This window comes from Clostridium oryzae (assembly GCF_002029235.1).
GTDB classification, from domain to species: domain Bacteria; phylum Bacillota; class Clostridia; order Clostridiales; family Clostridiaceae; genus Clostridium_AE; species Clostridium_AE oryzae.
The window spans coordinates 13,091-34,393 of record NZ_MZGV01000038.1; the positions used below are offsets into that span (position 1 = coordinate 13,091).

The window sequence follows — 21,303 nt, forward strand, 5'->3', positions numbered from 1 at the left end:
CATGTATTGTTCAAAAGATGTAACTATAAAATGTACGAAGTAATATGAGAGTAACTCTTAAGAAATTCTAATAAACAAATAAACAAGAAAAATAATTTGGAAGAAGTAATATAGAAAATAATACTTTGTAAATTCATAGAGTTAGTATAGGGGAGAAAGTGGTTGGAGGAGGCATTTTCCAGCCGACGGAAATCACTTTCTCCCTTTTTTTGACCATGTTTTGACTTTTAAATAGTATAATTATCTTATCAAACAGAATTGGAGTAAAAGAATGAAAGATAAAATATTAATAGTAGATGATGAGAAGATGATTATAAATCTATTGAAAGATCATTTTGAAACGGAAAACTATATTGTTTTTACGGCACTAAGTGCGAAAGAAGCAATTGAAAAATTATCTTTAAAACCTCATATCATTATCCTAGATATAAACATGCCAGATATGGATGGAATTACATTATGTTCTAAAATAAGAAATCATGTGTATTGTCCAATTATTTTTCTTAGTGCCAGAATTGAAGAACAAGACATAATAAATGGCTTGAGGGTAGGTGGGGATGATTACATTGTAAAGCCATTCAGTATCGACGAGTTAACTGCACGTGTAGAATCACATCTAAGGCGGGAACAACGTAGGACATGCAGCACTGATACTAGATTCTCGGGCGGATTAGCTATAGATTATTCAGAGAGAATTATTAGTTATGAAGGTAAGGAAATATGTGTATCCAGAAGAGAATTTGATATCATAAAATTGCTATCGATGAATGCTGGAATAGTATTTGAAAAAGAAACAATCTATGAAAAAATATGGGGATATGATGCTGAGGGTGATAGCAGTGTAATTAAAGAACATATACGGAAAATACGTATGAAACTATCAAGGGTGACTGGAATAGATTACATTGAAACAGTATGGGGAGTAGGGTATAGATGGAACAAATGAAAAAAACACTTAATAATCTATCATTGAAGAAATCTTTAATAGCTATTGTCTTGGTTACTATTATATTTGTTATAGGGCTTTCGGCAATAACTATTTTTGGATGTAGTATAGTTCAAAATGAAACTTTGAAGTCAAGGTCGATTGTAATACATAAGTACAAAATAATTGATAGGAACACTGGCGAAATTAGGATTAGTTCAAAAGACTATCAATTTGAAAAATTAACTACATATCAGAATATAATTTATTCTATTGCAAATATCGGTAATCTTATATTCCCAGTTTTATACGTGATTATTGGTGTTGTTTTTGCAGCATCAGTATTCTATAGAGTAAAGTTGAAAGAGCCTATTTATATTCTGAATGAAAGTGCAATAAAGGTTGGAAAAAACGATTTGGATTTTTTTATAGATTATAAGAATAATGATGAGATGGGGAAACTTTGCGATGCTTTTGAAAAAATGAGAACAGAACTATATAGGAATAATAAAGCTATGTGGAAAATGATAGATGAGCGTAAGCAGTTAAATGCAGCAGCTGCACATGATTTACGGACTCCCATTACTGTTATTAAGGGATATACACAGTATCTTCAGAAAAACATACCAAAAGGTAAAATTAGCAGTGAAAAACTATGTGAAACGCTAAGCAATGTTTTAGCTGCAGCAAATCGGTTAGAAAATTATGTGGATTCTGTACGTGATATTGAAAGATTAGAACAAGTAGAATTGGCTAGACAATATTTTTTATTGTCTAAGCTTTTAAAGGAAGCAAAAGAGTATTTGTCTGTATTAGCAGAAAGGTTTGGAAAAGAAATAATATTTACATATGTGCATAACGATATGGAAGTATTTATAGATAAGCAGATGTTATTTCGTATATTAGAAAATATTGCAACAAATGGCTTAAGATATGCAAAGTTCAGTATACATATAGAATGTTTTGTAGAAAAAGAATTTTTATATTTTCAATTTATAGATGATGGAAAAGGCCTTTCGCAGGAAGAGCTGAAATCAGCGTACTATCCCTTTTATACAGATAAACAACGAGACGATCATTTAGGGATGGGGCTTGCTATATGCAAAATTTTATGTCATAAGCATGGAGGTGAGTTGATTCTCGCAAATGAAAAAGGTATGGGAGCTAAGGTTACTGCTAAAATATGTGTAAGATAATTTTATATTGACCGAAAATTGATTTTTTATATTTATACTCTTCTTAGTTAAAGAAAGGAGAGTATTTTTTTATGAATATTTATATTGACAACTTATCTAAGCTATATGGAAGAAAGTATGTTCTAGACAATGTTTCGCTTACAATTACGACGGGCATGTTTGGGTTACTTGGCAGAAATGGTGCCGGAAAAACAACACTTATGAGAATTCTTGCAACAGTAGCTGCAAAGACAACTGGGAAAATTGATATGGCAGGCATTCAGATAGAAAAAGCTAATGAAATTAGAAAGATAATTGGATATTTACCGCAGAATTTTTCTATTTATCCTAACATGACGGTGTATCAAGCGATGGACTATCTTGGAGTCCTATCAGAACTTACCAAGAAGGAAAGAATAGAAAGAATTCCTCAACTGTTACAGCGAGTAAATCTTGATAGCAGCTATAAGAAAAAAATTAAATGCCTTTCAGGTGGAATGAAACAGAGATTAGGTATTGCGCAGGCTTTACTTAATAATCCTAAAATATTAATAGTTGACGAACCTACAGTGGGACTTGATCCTGAAGAACGAGTTCGTTTTCGGAATATGATAAGTGAGATTGCGGAAGATAGAATCGTAATATTGTCTACTCATATTGTAGGAGATATTGCAGCAACTTGTGAAAACATAGCAGTGCTAGACGAGGGAAAAGTTGTTTATAGTGGAACTGCTAACGAATTATCACAGCAAGCTTCAGGCAAAGTGTATAGTATGGAAATACATAAGGAAGAAATTCCGTTTGCTAAGAAAAATTTTCATATACTAAATATTCAAACGCATGGCGCAAAGACTGAAATTCGATTATTGTCAGATGTTAAGCCATCTAGTTTAGCTGTCACGTGCAAAGCTACTATTGAAGATGGCTATATTGAGCTTTTGAGAAAGAAGGAAGGGAGAGAAATAAGATGAGTTTTTTTTTAAAGGAATGTCGTAGAGTATTAACAAGTGTTATTTTTTGGCTAGTAATAGCTGCAATCATTATTCAATGGAATAGTCAATTCCGAGGAATTACGACAGAAGAAATAAGCAAAGCCTCACCATCAGCTTCTTTGTCTGAGAAACAAGGAAATGTATCAATTCCTGTATTAAGAAAGCCGCAAATAGATGATAACAACTTTGGTGTAAGGTATAAAGAGATTCCTGAAAAGCTTATGCTTGGTGCAGCAGATCAGCTGTTAAGTGAGTATAAAGCAAATCGCTATCAGCATTACCCATTTTCCTATGTAAAATTTGAAACATTTAATAATGAGAAACAAAATCGTGTATTGGAAATATTAGAAGAGATTACAGGACTAACTGCTATGCAGTTAAAACATTTACCAGACAATTATTTCCCGGCAAATAATGGCTTGGGTATTATTCACTTTTATAATAAGACTACAAGGAACAAGGATGGCAGTATTTCCATGGTAAATGAAGCAGGAAATACTAAGAAGGGGAAAAAAGATAAGTTAAAGCATTTTGTTTCTCAAGTGTCCTATGCTCATTTTAAGAAATTGATGGCAGAGATGGAACAGATGGTAGGAAGGGAGTCTTTCTATTCCATAAAGTCTCTGAAGAAAAACTTTGGAGTTGTAAAACAAAATTATAAAGGGGCTCTTTCGGAATATAATACTACAATACAGAAGGATAAAGCGACAGGTGGGTTTGCTAGGCTGCTTTGTGATTATTTAGGGCTTTCAATAGGAATATATCCTGTTTTTCTTGTAGTATTTATGATAATGAAAGATAGGCGAGGAAAGATGCAGCAGCTTATTTATTCACGTAAGATATCCAGCACAAAATTAATACTATCCCGCTATTTTGCTTATATTACTATGTTATTAATACCTGTAATTGTGCTTAGTCTAGAATCTCTTGTACCAATGACAGCTTTTGGTGTTAAAAGTCACATAGATATAGATAAACTAGCATATATAAAATATATTTTTTGGTGGCTGGTTCCGACGCTTATGGTTGTTACAGCTCTTACTATGTGTATTACTGTACTGACGGATAGTCCAATTGCAATTATTATTCAGCTTATATGGTGGTATCTAGATACCGGATTAACAGATTTATCTGGTGATTATTCATTATATAATCTAGTAATTCGCAATAATGATCTGGGAGGTTATGATTTGGTACATAATAATTTACTAATTATATGGGCAAATCGTTTGATTTTAGTAGGAGCTTCAGGTATATTGCTAGCAATTACTATTTGGACTTATAGACAAAAAAGAAAGGGGAAAGTTGATATTGGAACAGCATGTAAGAAATGTTGCAATACTTTGCAAAATAAATTTTGTATTATGTGTAAGAAATAGCGTATTATTATCAGTTATAATACTTTGCTTTATACCTTTAGTTCATGGAATTTCTAATTTAAATGAAATTTTCTCTGCACAATGCTTGGAAGGATTTGTGTCCATTTTGGGAATAGTTTTGCTTGTACCAATTCTGCGGCCAGAACAAAACAAGGAAATTAACGAAGTTGTATCAGGTAAAGCAATAACACAATGCTGGATCTTCATTTTTAGATTGGTTATGGCAGTTTTTTGCATGATAATACTTATAAGCGTGTTTGCAGGTATTATGAAGTTCTTTTATTGCAAGTTTCCATATTTTTTTTATGTGTTCGGAACTTTTTGTTCTGCATTTGCATTAGGATGCATTGGATTATTTACAACAGCTTTAGTTAATAATACTGTAGTGGGTTATCTTGTTTCAATAACCTATCTTTTGCTTGATATGTTTACAAAAAACAGATATCTTGGAGTATTTACACTCTCATCCATGCAATTAAAGAATTATCAGAATAAATATTGGTTATTAGTGTTAGGAATTATTCTTGTAACAGGTACAATGTTCGTGAGAAAATTAAAATTATTACGTTAACAGTAAATAATATATTTCATTAGTATAAAAAACTGCAACAAAAGCAGTAATTTATCAGCTTTTATTGCAGTTTTTTATATATTATTCAGCGATACTGTGCCATTTCCATTGACTAACTTCAGCAAGGTCAACACCGTAATCAGCGATGTGCTGCTTATGCTCAACTAACTTATCACGCATTAACTGGCATAGGTAATCAGCTTTGCTTCCAAGTCCAGGAATTCTGCTTACAGCAGCTATTACTAAATCGAAACGGTCAATCTGATTTTGTACACGCATATCAAATGGTGTAGTTATTGTTCCTTCTTCCTGGTATCCATGTACGTCAAGATTATGGTTATGACGCAAATAAGTAAGTTCTCTTACTAATGTTGGATATCCGTGGAAAGCAAATATAATTGGCTTATCCTTTGTGAATAATGAATCATACTCAACATCAGTTAATCCATGAGGATGCTGTGATGATGGTTGAAGTTTCATTAAATCAACAACATTTACAACTCTAATCTTAAGTTCAGGTAAATGTTCATGAAGTATAGTAGCAGCTGCTAATGTTTCTAATGTTGGAGTATCTCCACAGCAAGCTAATACTACATCTGGTTCGCTTCCTTTATCATTACTTGCCCAATCCCAGATACCTATACCTTGTTTACAATGCTTAACAGCTTGTTCCATAGTTAACCATTGTGGTCTTGGATGTTTCGAAGTAACCATAACATTTACGTAATGCTTACTTCTCATGCAGTGGTTAAATACTGTAAGAAGACAGTTAGAATCTGGTGGAAGATACATACGTACTATGTCTGCTTTCTTGTTAGCAACGTGGTCAAGGAATCCTGGATCCTGATGAGTATATCCGTTATGATCCTGCTGCCATACGTTTGAAGAAAGAATAATATTTAATGAAGCTACCTTCTGTCTCCATGGAAGTTCAGATGTTACCTTTAACCATTTTGCATGCTGGCTTACCATTGAATCAACAACTCTGATGAAGGATTCATAACTTGCAAAGAATCCATGACGTCCAGTTAATAGATAGCCTTCTAGCCAGCCTTCACACATATGTTCACTTAAGTATGAATCCATTACTCTGCCATCTGCTTCAAGGAACTCATCGTTATCAACTTTTGCGTTGTTCCAATCACGTTTAGTTACCTCGAATACTTTGCCAAGACGATTTGACATAGTTTCATCAGGTCCAAAAATACGGAAGTTACGATTTTCTTGGTTAAGCTTGAATACATCTCTAACGTATCCGCCAAGCTCTATCATATCCTGTGCTTCAATTGCACCTGGAGCTTTAACATCAACTGCATAATCACGGTAATCTGGAAGACGTAAATCACGTAGTAAAAGTCCTCCGTTTGCATGTGGATTAGCACCCATACGGTGATTTCCCTTTGGAGCTAATTCAGCTAATTCTGGAACAAGACGTCCTTTTTCATCGAATAACTCTTCTGGTTTATAGCTTAATAACCATTCTTTTAGCATCTCAAGATGTTCAGGTTTCTCCATACTCATAGGAACTTGGTGTGCACGGAAAGTTCCTTCGATTTCATTACCATCTACAACCTTAGGACCTGTCCATCCTTTTGGAGTACGTAATACGATCATTGGCCATATTGGACGAGTAGTATCACCAGTCTCTGCCGCATGCTTTTTAATTGCTTTGATCTCTTCTATTACTGTATCAAGAGTTTCAGCCATTAGTTTATGCATAGTCATTGGATCGTCACCTTCAACGAAGTATGGCTTCCAACCGCAGCCTTCAAAGAATTTCTTTATTTCTTCATGAGAGATACGAGCAAAGACTGTTGGGTTACTGATTTTATATCCATTCAAATGAAGAATAGGTAAAACAGCACCATCTTTAACTGGGTTCAAGAATTTATTTGAGTGCCATGCAGTAGCAAGTGGACCAGTTTCTGCTTCACCATCACCAACAACACAAGTTGTTATAAGATCTGGATTATCGAATACAGAACCAAATGCATGAGCTAAAGAATATCCTAGTTCTCCGCCTTCATTGATTGAACCAGGAGTTTCTGGTGCAACGTGACTGGATATACCGCATGGGAAAGAAAATTGCTTAAATAGCTTTTTCATACCTTCAACATCTTGGCTGATGTTAGGGTATACTTCACTGTAGGTTCCTTCTAAATAAGTGTTTGCTACCATGAAGTTTCCGCCGTGTCCTGGACCGGAAATGTAAATCATATCCTGATCATACTTTTTTATAATACGGTTTAAATGAACATAGATAAAGTTTTGTCCTGGAACAGTACCCCAGTGACCAACAATTTTACGTTTAACATGATCCATAGTTAATGGTTCACGTAACAATGGATTATCTAGAAGGTATAATTGACCAGCTGACAAGTAATTAGCTGCTCTAAAATACGCATCCATTTTTTTTAAATAGTCCTGAGTTAACGGACCTTTTTCAACACAATCGATATTATTTGACATATAAGCCTCCTAAACACAATAAAGCGATTTTTTTTAATTATAACATTATTAGAATGGCTTATTCAAAGGCTTTGCGGATTTTTGTAACAAGTTACATATAAGTGCAAGATAGTATTAATGTATATCAAGATTTAAAAAAATCATGTTAAAAAATGCACATTAATAGACTATATAAGACTATTAATGACAACCTATTTTGTATTAATGAAAAAAGTGATATTAAAATAATGTAAAAGTTATATAAATGTGTGTACTTATGAAATGTAAGCATTTAATAATTTATAAAATAATTCAATATTTTTTTAAAAATCGCTGTCTTATATTTGTTATAATTGCATTTATTTGTAATTTATAGTGCAAAATTTGGTTTCTATACTTGTTAATAATTGTTGGTAAATGCATAATAAGAGTATTGATTAAATAGTTTATATACATTTTGTATTCCAACTATTATAATAAATATGAATGTATTCTATTTAGTATGCTTTTTAAATTAATCAGATGGGAGAGTGAAAAGATGGAGTCGATGAATGACTTTTTGAACGAAATAGACCGTTCTATGAAAAAAATAAAAGTTGGAGATATGGTCAAGGGAAAGGTAATGGCTGTAAACCAAGACGAAATTATAGTAAATATAGGGTATATGACAGATGGAGTTATACCTAAAGACGAACTGAGTTATGATCAGGATGCGCAGGCAGATAGTATAGTTAGTATCGGTGATGAGGTATCTGTCTATATACTTGATATAAATGATGGCGAAGGAAATGTACTTTTATCTAAGAAGATTGCTGATACAAAAAATATGTGGAGTGAACTTGAAGATAAGAAAAATAATGAAGCAATAATAACAGTTAAAGTAAATGAGGCTGTAAAAGGCGGTGTTACAGCAGAAATAAATGGTATTAGGGCATTTATTCCGGCTTCACAGCTTTCTACTCAGTATGTTGAAGATTTAAAATCATATGTTGGTAACAATTTAGATGTCAGAGTAATAGAGGTAGATTCAAAGGACAAAAAAGTAATACTGTCTGCAAAGGTAGTTGAATTAGAAAAACTTGAGGAAAAGAAGGAACTTTTCTGGGATAACTTGAATCGTGGAGATAAGTTTACTGGAAAAGTTAAAAAGCTTATGAAATTTGGAGCTTTTGTAGATTTAGGAGTAATGGATGGTCTTGTACACAACGATGATCTTTCTACCAAAAGAATTCTAGATCCCTCTGAAGTGGTTTCAGTAGGCGATACTGTAAATGTGTATGTGATTGATTTTGATAGGAATAAGAATAGAATTTCTCTTGGTATTATAGATGAATCTGAAGATTCATCCGAAAATGCCTCAGCTTACAGCGATGAGGGAGAAGCACCAACATTAGGAGATTTGTTTAAAGATAAGTTTAAGGATTTTAATTTATAGAAAAGAAAATATATAAATTATATTGATATAAAAGGACGTAATCTATGAAGGCATTTTTGCCGCCAGAGATTACGTCTTTTTTAGTCTTAAGGAAATTTACATAAAATTTGTGTTACAAGTGATTAATGAACGGATCAATCTCTGTAGTGTCAAACATTTCTTTTTTTATGAAAATGTGAAGAAAAACAGGAAAATAGGAAATAATAATAATCTATATCTAACGAAATATAAGAAGCATGATAAGTTGCATAATACACTAATAATTTTAAAGCTCAATAAAAGGGGATTGAAAATGAAAGCTAATATGAACAATAAAAAAGAGAATGTCTTTTTGGAGTTTTATAAAAGTGAATCCTTTAGTGGTTTTATACTTCTAATTTTTGCAATTATTGCGATGGTAATGGCAAATTCTAACTTTAGTGAACAATATGATCATATACTTCATACTTACATAGCTATTGGCTATAAGAATATGTCTATTTCAATGTCAATTCTTCACTGGATTAATGATGGGCTCATGGCTATTTTCTTCTTTGTTGTGGGGATGGAGATAAAAAGAGAGTTAGTAATTGGTGAACTAAAATCCGCTAAACAAAGAATACTTCCTGTAAGTGCTGCTGCAGGAGGAATGATTGTTCCCGCAGTTATATATACTTTGATTAATTTAGGTAGACCTACAGTTATAGGATGGGGAATTCCTACTGCAACAGATATTGCATTTGCGCTGGGAATATTATCTATTGCAGGTAGGAAGGTTCCAAAAGGTATTAAAGTTTTTCTTACGGCTTTAGCAATAGCTGATGATCTCGGAGCAATAATTGTTATTGCAATATTCTATACAAATAAAATTTATTGGAGAGCATTATTAGCCGCACTAATCATTTTTGCTATTCTCATGTTAACTGAAAAAACAAAGGTTAAATCAGTACTGTTTTTTACTATTGCCGGCTTTTTTCTATGGCTTTGCTTCTTAAGGTCTGGAATTCATTCTACAATTGCAGGGGTAATGTTAGGAATATCTCTTCCGACTGGAAGAAATAATGATGAATTTAAATCTTCTATGCTATACAAATTTGAGCATATATTAGCGCCTTGGTCATCATTTGTAATAATGCCGTTATTTGCTTTGAGTAATGCAGGAGTTCATATTGATATAAAAAGCATATCAAAAATGGTACTTGACCCAGTAAGTCTAGGTATTATATTGGGCTTGTTTGTAGGCAAACAGCTAGGGATATTTGGAATGTCCTATATTATGTTAAAATTCAAAATTGCTAAACTTTCACCTAAGGTAAAGCTGCAGCAGCTGTATGGTGCTAGTATTCTTGGGGGTATAGGATTTACTATGTCTATGTTTATTTCAACATTAGCATTTACAGATAATGAACTACTATCTACAGCTAAAATTAGTATTATGTTTGCATCATTGTTATCGGCAATAGTAGGAAGCGCTATATTTAAATTAATTGCAATAGTACCAAAAGATGAACATGTTCGATAACACAATAATGCACTCCTTCTGAATTAGTGTCTTAGATATAAAAATGTGAATTTTGACAGCGTATATAAGTAAGCATATAATTAAGTTATTTATTAAATTAAGGAAGTATATGCAGTATTGAGAAAATAGATATTAAAAATGAAGGATGTTATATATTATAGTTATAATAAGCAAGTAATATTATCGTAATATGAAAGGAGTAAAACTATGAGATACGTAATTGTATGTACAGTTAAAGGTGAAGCAGGAGAATTTAATAATAATCTAAGGAAAGAACTGTTTAAAAAATACAAAACAAAATCTTCTAAACTTCCAGCCCATTTTACTATTAAAGCTCCTTTCGAATATGATGGAAATATTGAAGAGTTGGAAAAGTGTATTGAGGATTTTTGGAAAGAAGAAAAGCCTGAAGCCTATAGTATAGAAGGTTATGACCATTTCGATGACAGGGTAATCTATATGAACGTGAACATGTCAGAAGAAGGTAAAAAGATGCATGACAGGCTTATTGATAAAATGAGTCTTGTGCCTTACATTGATTTTACCAAAAAAGATGGAAAGGATAAGACATTTCATATTACTTTAGCGACAAGAATGCATAAGCCATTATTTAATGAGGTATTTGATTATGTTAATCAATATCCTTGTAAATTTAAATGCAAGTTTGATAATGTGAGCATTTATAAATTTGAAGATTATACATGGAAGTTATATAAAGAATTTATTGGATAATTAAAAGGATGATGCGAAATGAATATACAGATATTTGGAAAATCCAAATGTTTTGATACAAAAAAAGCAGAGAGATACTTTAAAGAGAGAGGAATTAAGTTCCAGCTTATTGATGTAGCTAAATATGGTATGAGCAAAGGTGAGTTTAATAATGTTAAACAAGCAGTAGGCGGATGGGAAATGCTATTGGATGAAAATGCAAAAGATAAGGATTTAGTTGCGCTAATTAAGTATCTGGCACCTGAGTATAAAGAAGAGAAACTTGTAGAAAATCCAAAACTTTTAAAAACACCTATTGTAAGGAACGGTAAAAAAGCAACTGTAGGATATCAACCAGATATATGGAAGGATTGGTAAAACCTTATGGGTTTAGAGGCTGTTAACATACTTATTCCAAGCATGTTAAGTTAAATTTGATAAAATAAATTAGAGGAAGTGATCGTCGCAGATATTTTTAGCTAGAGATCACTTCCTCATTTTTATACTTATCAAAAATTATAGGATTTTATATTTTCAAGCCGACGAAGCTTTTAAACTTTTCTTATTTAACTTCTCCGCCTTCAATAACAAGATTTTCTTCATATTCGGAACCATATGTGGATTTTAGTGTTGCTTCATAAGCTTTGTGCACAAAGTTCTCTTTACCAAGAGATACGATTTCTTTGTTTAACCAATCAAGAAGCTCTTTATTTCCTTTTTTAACAGCTGGAGCTATTGTATCCTGTCCTCCAAAGCTCGGTACACCAACTGTGAAGCCCGGATTTTTCTTAGCCCATGCAAGAACTTCAGTATTATCGTTAGCTATAGCATCACCACGTTTATCTTTTAAAGCTTCAAATATTTCTGAATACTGGTCAAATTTAACGAGTTTAATATCAGGAAGATTTTTAGCGAAGTAAGTTTCTGCAGTAGTGCCTTTAGCGATTATTACTTTCTTATCTTTAAGTTGATCTACTGAAGTTATTTCTGTATTTTTAGGAGACACAATTCCAAGAGAAACTTTCATGTATGGTTTTGCAAAATCTACTTGCTGTTTTCTTTCGTCTGTAACAGTGAAATTAGCCATTATAATATCAACTTTATTTGATTGAAGGTAGGAAACCCTGCTTGCAGCATCGACTAATACAAATTTAACTTTAGATTCATCACCTAAAAGGTCTTTAGCGAATCTTTTGGCAATGTACACATCGAAGCCCTGGTTTTTACCATTTGAATCAACATAACCAAAAGGAGCTTTATCACTAAATACACCTATTCGTATAGTGCCTCGTTTCTTTATAGCATCAATTGAGCTATTTGATTTTCGTGCTGGACCGCTTTTAGCAGAGCAGCCTGCTAATGCTCCGGAAATTATAGTAAGGATAGTTAGTGCTGTTAATATTTTTTTTAGTTTTTTCATGTTTTGTCCCCCTTAAATAATTAGTTTAATATTGAAATATATTTAAAAATTGTTTTGCTCTATCTGTCTTAGGATTTAAGAAGAATTCTTTAGGTTCAGAAGTTTCACATACTTGCCCTTTATCAATAAAAACTATTTTGTCAGCAACAGACTCGGCAAAATTCATTTCATGAGTTACGATAAGCATTGTCATTCCCTGTTTTGCTAAGTTTAAGATAACATCTAATACCTCTCTTACCATTTCAGGATCTAAAGATGCAGTTACTTCATCAAAAAGCATTATTTCAGGATTCATACATAAAGCTCTGACTATAGCTATTCTCTGCTTCTGACCGCCTGAAAGCTCTCTTGGATAAGAATTCTTTCTATCAAGCAGACTTACTCTATCAAGCAATTCTTTTGCTTGCTTTAATACCTCGGCTTTATCTCTTCTTTGTACCTTCATGGGACCTAGCAGAATATTTTCAATAACAGTCATATGAGGGAAGAGATCATAACTTTGAAATACCATACCTATCTTTTGACGAATCTCTTGCCAGTTTGTATTTTTATCTGTAAGGTTTTGACCAGCAAAGAATACATCGCCGCCTTGTACAGGTTCAAGTCCGTTAAGGCATCTTAGAAGTGTACTTTTACCGCAGCCTGAAGGCCCTAATATGACGGCTACATCACCTTTTTTTACTGTTAGATTTATCCCGTTAAGTACAGTTTTTGCTCCATATTGCTTTTTTAAATCTTTTATCTCCATAAATATATCATTTGCCATATAATCACTCACCTCTTAATATTGCCATTTTGCTTCTAATTTTTTTGCTAGTACTGATAGCGGGTAACAAATTATAAAGTACAAAACAAATATGATTCCATAAACCCAGAAAGAGGCTGAAGGTACTTTTAATCGTGAAAGTTCAATGATTTGTTGACCAACTTTTACAACGTCTATAACACCGATTAATACAACGAGAGAGGTTGTTTTAACCATTCTAGTAGCTAAGTTTATAGATGCGGGTATCATTCTTCTTATTGCTTGAGGTATAAGGATATATCTGTAAAGTCCATAGTTGCTAAGCCCTATAGCCTTTCCAGAATCTATTTGATGCTTTGGAAGAGACTGTAATGCTCCACGAACTATATCACCTATCTCAGCAGCACCCCACAGAGTGAACACAATAATTGATACCGTCATGCCGCTTAAATCTATACTTAATGCTGTAGTGACACCAAAATATACTATAAAGAGCCAAACTAAAATTGGAATTATTCTGAAGATTTCCAGGTATAAGCGTCCGAAAAAAATAAGAATCTTTGACCTAGAAGTTCTTGTAATACCAATTATTATTCCGAGTAATGATCCTAAGATTATCGATATAAACGCTATTTCAGCTGTTACCATCAAACCTTCCAATAGTCGTTGAATATTTCTGCCTTCAAAGATAACACTAATTCCCGAATTCTGCATAGCGCACCTTCCTTTCTAGCCAAGTTAGAAATAGAGATAAAGGCAAAAGTATAATTAAGTAAGACACTACTAACATAAATAGGGATTCAAAAGTAAGATAATACATTCCAATCAGATCTTTAGTTAAATTCATAAGATCAAGAATTGATATCGCACCAAGAATAGAAGTTTCTTTAATTAAAAATATACAATTTGCACTTAGCGCCGGCATGCTCACGGAAAATGCTTGAGGAAATACTATATATCTTATGAGCTGAGCGTTAGAAAGTCCCAAACTAAGGCCAGATTCAATCTGAATTTTGTTTACTGCTTCGAATCCTCCTCTAAAAGCTTCACACATATAACTTCCCCCCAAGAAAGTTAAACCTATTATTGCGCAGATATTTTCACTCATTTTTAAACCTAACTTTGTAAAACCGTAGTATAGGAAGAACAGCTGTATAAGTAAGGGTGTATTACGAGAAAGTTCTATGTATGCGTTGACTATAGTATCCACTATTTTTATTTTATAATATTGCACTATGCTGCACAGAAATCCTAATATAGTAGAAAATAATATTCCACAGAAAGCAAGCCTTAAAGTGAGCAGAGCAGCTTTTTCATAAGCTGGAATATTATCTATTATGAACTTCCAATTCATAGTCAGTAACACCTCCTAAAAAACAAACACAATAAAACATACTGGAATAGTAAGATATATAATATATTAGTTGGTTATATCAGTTTTGTCAATTAATCTGATAAATTTTTTGTAAATAGATTTTATATTGAATAAATAGATAATAATCAACATAGTTTATTTATTATTTTTTATTAAACTGAGAAATTTTAAGAATCTTAAAGTAAATATGTGAATATACAAAAAATCTTATAGAATCTTTATAATTTGATGCTAATTTATTTATAAACCAACAAAACAAAAAGGGGAGAATAGTATGAAATTAAAGAGATTAGCAACAATGTCCTTAGCATTAATTATGCTTACAGGAATAAGTGTTTCAGCAAAAGGAGGAACATGGCTTAAAAAAAATTCACACAGACTTGATCTGACAGAAAAGAAAGGAGATAAGGATTTAGCTTTTCTGAAACCGCTGCTTAAAGGTAAAACTGTAGTGGCACTTGGAGAAAATTTTCATAGAGTAGCGGAGTATAGCAGTATGAAAGTTAGAATTATAAAATATCTTCATGAAAAATTAGGGTATGATGTAGTTGCCTTTGAAACTTGTTTTGGAGATGCTGCTGTAGTAAATGAAAATATTGATTCAATGTCTTCAAATCAGGCAATGATAAATTCACTGCATATGATATGGCATTCAAAAGAAACTGCTAAGTTATTTGATTATATCAAGGAACAGAAAAAAACTAAGCATCCGCTATATCTTGCTGGATATGATAATCAACCAACATCCTTATATTTTAACCAAGTTGTTTCTTATTGGGTAGGAAGCTTGGATAAGAACAGAGGAGACGAGTTTTCTAAGTTTGATTTACAATACATACAAGATTGCTATTCAGTAATTAATAAGTATGGTGAAGATAGTTATAAGCATAAAGATATTTTAAAAGATATAGAAACAAAATATAAGCCTAAGTATGATGATATTATTAAATTTATGGAGGATAATAAAGAGAAACTAATTTCTTATCATTCAGATAAAAATCATATTTATGAAGCAACTATAAGATATTTAAAGCAGAGAATGAGTTTTGTAAGACAGAGTATGTATGGCACTGTGCAAAGTTATACTTATAGAGACAAACTTATGGCAGCTAATTATGAATGGCTTACTAAAGTGATGTATCCGGGAAAAAAGGTTATTTTATGGGCTCATAATGATCATATAGCAAAAAATACTTCTAAAATTCAACAAAAAGGAAACAAAAAATGGATATCGAGCTTTACGAGCATGGGAGAGATGCTTAACAAAAAGCTTGGGAATAAGGAATATGTATTAGGACTTTATATGAATAGAGGAAGAGCTGCGGAAATAGAAACTGGTAAAGTGTTTAATATAAAACCAATGCCTAAGGGAAGTATGGAAAATTACATTATAAGAAATGGCTATAAGAATTCTTTTATAGATATGTCAAAGCAAAACCAGAAAAATAAAAACAACGCATGGATGTTTAATAGGGTATATGCAGCAGAAGATGGGTTAACAGATGGAATAGTACATCCTATGGATATGAGATTTATTCCCAAACAGCAATATGACGGAATAATTCTTATTGATAAGGTAAAGGAACCAACTCTATTCCAATATACAGGAAATTAGCTTAATACATATAACAAAAATTCTAGTATTAAAGAGACGAGATTTCGTCTCTTTTAAATTTATACTAAGAAGGGAAGGGCTGCGTAAAATTTTATAAAAATCTTTATATTTATTTGATAAAATCTTGATAATTTGATGTTAATTTATCTATAGAACAAAATGAAATTAAAAATCTTTTATAGATATGTCAAAACAGATAAAAAAAGATAGAAATAATGCATGGATGGTTAATACGGTATATGATGGATAAGATGGAATGACTAAAAATAAGTTGTTATAAATTGGTTTATTGACATTTTTTTTATTAGTGAGATACTTATAATAGTAGAAAATTATTTATGTGGGGGACCTAGATGTTGAAAATCGTAAAGGAGAGCTTTAATAAAAATTTAATTAAGAGAATTATAGAGTTTGCTGTATTGGGTTTGCTTGTTTATTTAATGAGAGATTTATTTAATTTATTCTTTCTTACATTTTTATTCTCTTATCTGATTTACAATATGCAGAAATTCTTGGTTGATAAAACTCATATACCAAGAGTTATAGTTATATTATTACTGTATGTTGTTATTGTAGGTTTTATAGTTTTCTTTATATATAGATATGTTCCCGAACTTATTAAACAATTTAGAATTATGCTTTGGGAGATATCTAAGGTAAAAGTACCTGATGAATTTGCAAAATATATAAATCCTATTATAGAGAAATTCGATATATCTAAGTATTCTGAGAAATATATGGGTACTATAGTTGAAGTTGGTAAAAATGTAGCACAATTGAGTCTTAATATTTTTCTGGCCATAATATTAAGTATGTTTTTTGTTTTGGAGAATGAAAAAATAAGAAAGTTATTAGCTAAGTTTAGAAAGAGTAAGATTGCTGGTGTCTATAGCTATTTCGAGTATTTTGGAGTAAACTTTTTAAATTCCTTTGGTAAGGTTATACAAGCACAAATCTTAATAGCATTTGTAAATAGCATTCTCTCAATAATAGTCCTATGGATTCTTGGATTTCCACAGCTTATTGGACTAGGCTTTATGATATTTGTGTTAAGCTTTATTCCTGTTGCTGGAGTTGTTATATCCTTAGTTCCTCTTTCACTGATAGCTTTTAGTATTGGAGGGCCTATTAAGGTAGTGTATGTCTTGATAATGATTGTGTTGCTGCATTGTCTGGAGAGCTACGTATTAAATCCAAAACTGATGGCTGATAAAACAAAGCTTCCAATGTTTTTTACGTTTATATTACTTATTTTAGGAGAGCATTTTATGGGAATATGGGGTTTGCTACTCAGCATACCATTGTTCATATTTTTCCTAGATATTATTAACGTCAAGGTTCAGGATTAAAAAGTTATAGTTTGTTTCCCCATGAAGGTTGTCACCATACATTAATAATCTGGATATTATGTATGGAGGAGGAATTTTCATGAACAGAGAAACTTTTGAAAAGATATATGAACCGCTTTTACAAAATGTCAGTACACCCATAGAATTATATGAGTCTATACTTGGAAAATATTTTATTGGATATGCTGACAACTTAACTTTTGGTCAGAATACAAGTGCTTGGGCGCGTTTGCATAATCCTATAAATTCTGGAGTGATTTTGCATGTAAATGTGTGGACAGTAACTGGTGTTTCAAGATCGCCTTTCCGTGCACAATTCTGGTTTAACGCAACTCCGCCTGCTTCAGACGTCAAATATTCAGATACAACTCCAACAAATTTAGCTGTTACACCATTGCCTAAAGCAAGGGTACAACTTGAATATGCTTCTAATGTTACTGGGAACCCAACAGGTGGAATAAAAGCTTTTGTAAGAAGAGCTTTGCCAGAAACGACACTTGTAGACAATGAAAATGGTAAGATAATTATCGCTCCAGGTGGAAATTTTATGGTATTTTTATCAACGCCTGAGACACCAGAGAATGAAACTTCAGGAAGAGTAGCATTTGGCTGGTGGGAAGAAAAGATGTATAGAGGTAAATGCGGGTGCAGACAACAGAAGACAAGATAAACTAAAAAGGGACGAAGGTGATCTACGCCGGCTAAATGAGATGCCGCCGATGATTGCACGTCCCTTAAAATCCATTATCTTTATTTTAAATATTTTTGAAGAGTTGCTCTTACTGCGCCTGCCCTGGTAATCATTTCGATAAAATATCCTTCAATTTTTTCTCCGAGATCTATTTCATAAAGATCTGTTCCGAATATCTCAGCATTTGAAAGTATAGGCTTTAAGTTATTTCCAACAGATGCTTTATCGCCTAATTTTATATCTGAAACATAAGATTTCAAAACGTTTAGTAAAGGATCAGGACTCAAATGCATTTTATGTCCTAAGTCATCTACTTCCAAGAGATATCTGCACCAGCCTGCAATAGCAAGAGGTATGAATTTAAGTGCTTTAACATCTAAATCGGTTCTTGAACAGTAGGATTTAATAGTTTCTCCGAATCTTATTCCAACCTTTTGTGAGGTGTCTGAGGCTATCCTCTGAGGTGTATCGGGTATATATGGATTTGGAAGTCTTACTTCGATTACTTCTTTTATGAAGTCTTTTGGATTAAGTATTTCAGGATGAATAACCACAGGCATTCCTTCCTCATAGCCTATTTTTTCTACAAGAGCTTTTAAGCAGTCATCTTTCATTTCTTCGGCTATTGACTTATAACCAAGCAAGCAGCCAAAAACCGCAAGAGCAGTATGAAGAGGATTTAGACAAGTACAAACTTTCATTTTTTCTACTTTTTCCACAGTTTCTCTGTCAGTTAAAAACACTCCAGCCTGTTCCAGAGGCATACGTCCGTTTGGAAATTTATCTTCTATTACAAGATACTGAGGACCTTCTGCATTTACGAAAGGTGCTATATAAGTATTAACTTTTGTACAAACAATTTCTGTGCTATCAAAGCCAATTGAGTCTAACATTTCTTTTACGCTGTCTGAAGGACGAGGGGTAATTTTATCTATCATACTCCAAGGAAAGGATACCTTTTCTGGATTGTTAAGATATTTGATAAAACCTTCTTCTACAAAACCAGACTCAAACCATTTTTTTGCTATTGTAACTACAGCATTTCTAAGTTTTTTACCATTCTGGGAACAGTTATCCATACTAACAAAAGCAATGGGCAGTTCTCCATTTTTGTATCTTGTATAAGCCAATGAGGCAACCTTAGCCATAACACTCTTAGGACTCTTAGGACCTGCGGTCATATCAGTCTTTATTACAGGAAGATATTCATTTGAAATATTCTTTAAGGCATAACCCTTTTCTGTTATTGTAAAACTGGCCATTTGGAGAGAGGACTTTTTAAAAATTTCGTTCAGCCTTTGCCATTCTTGTTCTCTTGAACAGTCGGCAGCAAGACTTTCGCCTACGCTTGCTACAACTTTTTTGTCTAAACTGCCATCAGGATTCATGATTACCAGCAGACTTAAATTGTCATATGGGGTATAAATTCTATCTATAATCTCATAATCATAACCTTCTACAGCAACGATACCAGTACCTACAAGCTTTTTATTTAACAATTTCTGTTGAAGCATTGCAATAAAGCCTCTAAAGATATTTCCAGCACCAAAATGTATCCAGGTTGGATTTTCCTGAGTGGCAGTTGACATTTTATCATAATCAAAGCTTGGCAATTCTATGTCAACTTGCTTCCAATTCTGAGGATTTTTTATGTTTTCTTTGTTTAAAATTAAGCTTTCCAATTAATATGCACCTCTCTTAACACTTTCCGCTGTTCTTTTGAAGGGAATCCCATATTCCCCATATATACATAATCCCAAGTGCCCTGTCATAAAGTCCGTAGCCAGGTCTGCACTGTTCATTCCAGATATGTCTTCCATGATCGGGTCTTGCATAACCAGTAAAGCCTATGTCATGATAAGCCTTAACTATGTCGACTATATCAAGAGAACCATCAGAAGTTTTATGTGAAGATTCTATGAAATCTCCATTTTCGAATATCTTAACATTTCTAATATGTGCGAAATGGATTCTTGGTCCAAATTCTCTTATCATTTCAGCAACATTATTTTCTGGATTAGAGCCTAGGGAACCACTGCATAAGGTTAAGCCATTATAAGGACTATCTACAAGTTTTAAAAATCTTCTAAGGTTTTCTTTTCTGGTGATAATTCTTGGAAGTCCAAAGATTGGCCATGGCGGATCATCTGGATGAATGGCCATTTTAATATCGTTGATTTCTGCTATTGGAATAATTGCTTCAAGAAAGTACTTTAAATTATTCCATAGATCTTCATCTGTTACATTTTCATAAGCTTTAAAAAGCTCTTTTAAATGAGAGAGTCTTTCAGGTTCCCAACCAGGCATTGTCATATTGACTCCATTGGCTATTTTTTCAACTAGCTCAAGGGGATCCGCATTCTCAATTTTTGCCTTTTCAAAGAATAGAGAGGTAGAGCCGTCTGGATGTTTTTTGTATAAGTCAGTTCTTGTCCAATCAAATACAGGCATGAAATTATAGCATATAACTTTAACACCAGCTTTTCCAAGCTTTTCAATAGTTTTTTTGTAGTTCTCAATATATTTATCTCTTGTAGGAAGCCCAAGTTTAATGTCTTCATGGACGTTAACGCTTTCAACCACGTCTATATTAAATCCGTAGCTTTCTATAAGCTTCTTTTCATTAAGAATTCTATCCATTGGCCATTCTTCGCCAGCAGGTATATCATGAAGAGACCATACAATGCCTTCAACCCCAGGGATTTGTTTTATTTGCTCTAGTGTAATAGTATCATTACCTTCGCCGTACCATCTAAAGGTCATTCTCATAAGTATCACTCCAATTCTAATATAATTTGTTTTAAATAGGATTACTGGCTACAAGCATTTGTAGACAAACAAATTATATACATGATAACACTGTTGCACAAATACTAACATGAAAATTATAAGTTTATTTGTAATATTCCACTATAAAAAATCTCAAATGTCAAGTGCCTGCCACTTGACATTTGAGTCTCTAAAGAATTAT

19 protein-coding genes are annotated in these 21,303 nt (G+C 32.7%); 12 read left to right on the forward strand and 7 right to left on the reverse strand.

The features are described from left to right. The first annotated feature begins 271 nt into the window (after positions 1–271). From CLORY_RS15405 to CLORY_RS15425, 5 genes are all read left to right on the forward strand, one after another. A complete protein-coding gene (locus CLORY_RS15405) occupies positions 272–946 on the forward strand; it encodes a response regulator transcription factor (protein WP_079425999.1) in 675 nt (224 codons plus the stop codon). Next, positions 934–2,121: a HAMP domain-containing sensor histidine kinase gene (locus CLORY_RS15410; protein ID WP_079426000.1), complete on the forward strand. Its 1,188-nt coding sequence runs from the start codon at positions 934–936 to the stop codon at positions 2,119–2,121. Before CLORY_RS15405 ends, CLORY_RS15410 begins: the two co-directional genes overlap by 13 nt. 71 nt (positions 2,122–2,192) lie before the next feature. Next, entirely contained in the window at positions 2,193–3,071 is an 879-nt protein-coding gene (locus tag CLORY_RS15415) for an ABC transporter ATP-binding protein (protein WP_079426003.1), read from the forward strand. Continuing rightward, on the forward strand, positions 3,068–4,471 hold the full coding sequence (locus CLORY_RS15420) for an ABC transporter permease (RefSeq protein ID WP_079426006.1): 1,404 nt from the start codon (positions 3,068–3,070) through the stop codon (positions 4,469–4,471). The genes CLORY_RS15415 and CLORY_RS15420 overlap by 4 nt, the downstream gene beginning before the upstream one ends. 97 nt (positions 4,472–4,568) lie before the next feature. After that, a complete protein-coding gene (locus tag CLORY_RS15425; RefSeq protein ID WP_139376059.1) occupies positions 4,569–5,042 on the forward strand; it encodes an ABC transporter permease in 474 nt (157 codons plus the stop codon). 81 nt (positions 5,043–5,123) lie between these two features. Here CLORY_RS15425 and CLORY_RS15430 read toward each other — a convergent pair whose 3' ends face one another. Further along, the gene (locus tag CLORY_RS15430; protein ID WP_079426011.1) at positions 5,124–7,511 is read right to left on the reverse strand and encodes a phosphoketolase family protein; all 2,388 of its coding nucleotides are present in this window, start codon (positions 7,509–7,511) and stop codon (positions 5,124–5,126) included. A gap of 517 nt (positions 7,512–8,028) precedes the next feature. On the opposite strand from CLORY_RS15430, the gene CLORY_RS15435 reads away from it, so the two are divergent. The 4 genes from CLORY_RS15435 (at position 8,029) to CLORY_RS15450 (ending at position 11,515) form a co-directional block, all read left to right on the forward strand. Beyond that, positions 8,029–8,925 carry a 30S ribosomal protein S1 gene (locus tag CLORY_RS15435; RefSeq protein ID WP_169911646.1) on the forward strand — a complete coding sequence of 299 codons (897 nt, stop codon included), beginning with the start codon at positions 8,029–8,031 and terminating at the stop codon, positions 8,923–8,925. A 292-nt stretch (positions 8,926–9,217) separates the two neighbouring features. Next, entirely contained in the window at positions 9,218–10,426 is a 1,209-nt protein-coding gene (gene nhaA / locus CLORY_RS15440) for a Na+/H+ antiporter NhaA (RefSeq protein ID WP_079426015.1), read from the forward strand. Between the two features lie 207 nt (positions 10,427–10,633). Further along, the gene (locus CLORY_RS15445; RefSeq protein ID WP_079426017.1) at positions 10,634–11,158 is read left to right on the forward strand and encodes a 2'-5' RNA ligase family protein; all 525 of its coding nucleotides are present in this window, start codon (positions 10,634–10,636) and stop codon (positions 11,156–11,158) included. An 18-nt stretch (positions 11,159–11,176) separates the two neighbouring features. After that, on the forward strand, positions 11,177–11,515 hold the full coding sequence (locus CLORY_RS15450) for an arsenate reductase family protein (RefSeq protein WP_079426020.1): 339 nt from the start codon (positions 11,177–11,179) through the stop codon (positions 11,513–11,515). A 184-nt stretch (positions 11,516–11,699) separates the two neighbouring features. On the opposite strand, the gene CLORY_RS15455 is transcribed toward CLORY_RS15450, so the two are convergent. From CLORY_RS15455 to CLORY_RS15470, 4 genes are read right to left on the reverse strand one after another with little or no spacing between them, the layout of a single operon-like run. After that, positions 11,700–12,557, reverse strand: a complete 858-nt coding sequence (locus CLORY_RS15455) for a cysteine ABC transporter substrate-binding protein (RefSeq protein WP_079426022.1) — start codon at positions 12,555–12,557, stop codon at positions 11,700–11,702. Between the two features lie 25 nt (positions 12,558–12,582). Continuing rightward, positions 12,583–13,323 carry an amino acid ABC transporter ATP-binding protein gene (locus CLORY_RS15460; RefSeq protein ID WP_079426024.1) on the reverse strand — a complete coding sequence of 247 codons (741 nt, stop codon included), beginning with the start codon at positions 13,321–13,323 and terminating at the stop codon, positions 12,583–12,585. Positions 13,324–13,338: 15 nt separating this feature from the next. Next, positions 13,339–14,016: an amino acid ABC transporter permease gene (locus tag CLORY_RS15465; RefSeq protein ID WP_079426027.1), complete on the reverse strand. Its 678-nt coding sequence runs from the start codon at positions 14,014–14,016 to the stop codon at positions 13,339–13,341. Continuing rightward, positions 13,997–14,656, reverse strand: a complete 660-nt coding sequence (locus CLORY_RS15470; protein ID WP_423236527.1) for an amino acid ABC transporter permease — start codon at positions 14,654–14,656, stop codon at positions 13,997–13,999. Before CLORY_RS15470 ends, CLORY_RS15465 begins: the two co-directional genes overlap by 20 nt. 295 nt (positions 14,657–14,951) lie before the next feature. Here CLORY_RS15470 and CLORY_RS15475 point away from each other — a divergent pair, with 295 nt between their 5' ends. The 3 genes from CLORY_RS15475 (at position 14,952) to CLORY_RS15485 (ending at position 18,311) form a co-directional block, all read left to right on the forward strand. After that, positions 14,952–16,292, forward strand: a complete 1,341-nt coding sequence (locus CLORY_RS15475; protein ID WP_079426030.1) for an erythromycin esterase family protein — start codon at positions 14,952–14,954, stop codon at positions 16,290–16,292. A gap of 353 nt (positions 16,293–16,645) precedes the next feature. Beyond that, a complete protein-coding gene (locus tag CLORY_RS15480) occupies positions 16,646–17,641 on the forward strand; it encodes an AI-2E family transporter (protein WP_079426033.1) in 996 nt (331 codons plus the stop codon). A gap of 79 nt (positions 17,642–17,720) precedes the next feature. Further along, positions 17,721–18,311, forward strand: a complete 591-nt coding sequence (locus CLORY_RS15485) for a DUF6143 family protein (RefSeq protein WP_242954430.1) — start codon at positions 17,721–17,723, stop codon at positions 18,309–18,311. Positions 18,312–18,391: 80 nt separating this feature from the next. On the opposite strand, the gene CLORY_RS15490 is transcribed toward CLORY_RS15485, so the two are convergent. Together CLORY_RS15490 and uxuA are read right to left on the reverse strand one after the other, a co-directional pair. Next, the gene (locus tag CLORY_RS15490; protein WP_242954431.1) at positions 18,392–20,014 is read right to left on the reverse strand and encodes a mannitol dehydrogenase family protein; all 1,623 of its coding nucleotides are present in this window, start codon (positions 20,012–20,014) and stop codon (positions 18,392–18,394) included. 16 nt (positions 20,015–20,030) lie between these two features. Then, positions 20,031–21,101 (reverse strand): mannonate dehydratase, encoded by a 1,071-nt coding sequence (gene uxuA, locus CLORY_RS15495; RefSeq protein WP_079426039.1) that lies wholly within the window; start codon positions 21,099–21,101, stop codon positions 20,031–20,033. Positions 21,102–21,303 lie beyond the last annotated feature (202 nt).

Excerpts from the sequence above, each read along its gene's own strand:
- CLORY_RS15405 (WP_079425999.1), top strand. The coding sequence starts at position 272 with ATGAAAGATAAAATATTAATAGTAGATGATGAGAAGATGATTATAAAT.
- CLORY_RS15410 (WP_079426000.1), top strand. The coding sequence starts at position 934 with ATGGAACAAATGAAAAAAACACTTAATAATCTATCATTGAAGAAATCT.
- CLORY_RS15415 (WP_079426003.1), top strand. The coding sequence starts at position 2,193 with ATGAATATTTATATTGACAACTTATCTAAGCTATATGGAAGAAAGTAT.
- CLORY_RS15420 (WP_079426006.1), top strand. The coding sequence starts at position 3,068 with ATGAGTTTTTTTTTAAAGGAATGTCGTAGAGTATTAACAAGTGTTATT.
- CLORY_RS15430 (WP_079426011.1), bottom strand. The coding sequence starts at position 7,511 with ATGTCAAATAATATCGATTGTGTTGAAAAAGGTCCGTTAACTCAGGAC.
- CLORY_RS15435 (WP_169911646.1), top strand. The coding sequence starts at position 8,029 with ATGGAGTCGATGAATGACTTTTTGAACGAAATAGACCGTTCTATGAAA.
- nhaA (WP_079426015.1), top strand. The coding sequence starts at position 9,218 with ATGAAAGCTAATATGAACAATAAAAAAGAGAATGTCTTTTTGGAGTTT.
- CLORY_RS15445 (WP_079426017.1), top strand. The coding sequence starts at position 10,634 with ATGAGATACGTAATTGTATGTACAGTTAAAGGTGAAGCAGGAGAATTT.
- CLORY_RS15450 (WP_079426020.1), top strand. The coding sequence starts at position 11,177 with ATGAATATACAGATATTTGGAAAATCCAAATGTTTTGATACAAAAAAA.
- CLORY_RS15455 (WP_079426022.1), bottom strand. The coding sequence starts at position 12,557 with ATGAAAAAACTAAAAAAAATATTAACAGCACTAACTATCCTTACTATA.
- CLORY_RS15460 (WP_079426024.1), bottom strand. The coding sequence starts at position 13,323 with ATGGCAAATGATATATTTATGGAGATAAAAGATTTAAAAAAGCAATAT.
- CLORY_RS15465 (WP_079426027.1), bottom strand. The coding sequence starts at position 14,016 with ATGCAGAATTCGGGAATTAGTGTTATCTTTGAAGGCAGAAATATTCAA.
- CLORY_RS15470 (WP_423236527.1), bottom strand. The coding sequence starts at position 14,656 with ATGAATTGGAAGTTCATAATAGATAATATTCCAGCTTATGAAAAAGCT.
- CLORY_RS15475 (WP_079426030.1), top strand. The coding sequence starts at position 14,952 with ATGAAATTAAAGAGATTAGCAACAATGTCCTTAGCATTAATTATGCTT.
- CLORY_RS15480 (WP_079426033.1), top strand. The coding sequence starts at position 16,646 with ATGTTGAAAATCGTAAAGGAGAGCTTTAATAAAAATTTAATTAAGAGA.
- CLORY_RS15485 (WP_242954430.1), top strand. The coding sequence starts at position 17,721 with ATGAACAGAGAAACTTTTGAAAAGATATATGAACCGCTTTTACAAAAT.
- uxuA (WP_079426039.1), bottom strand. The coding sequence starts at position 21,101 with ATGAGAATGACCTTTAGATGGTACGGCGAAGGTAATGATACTATTACA.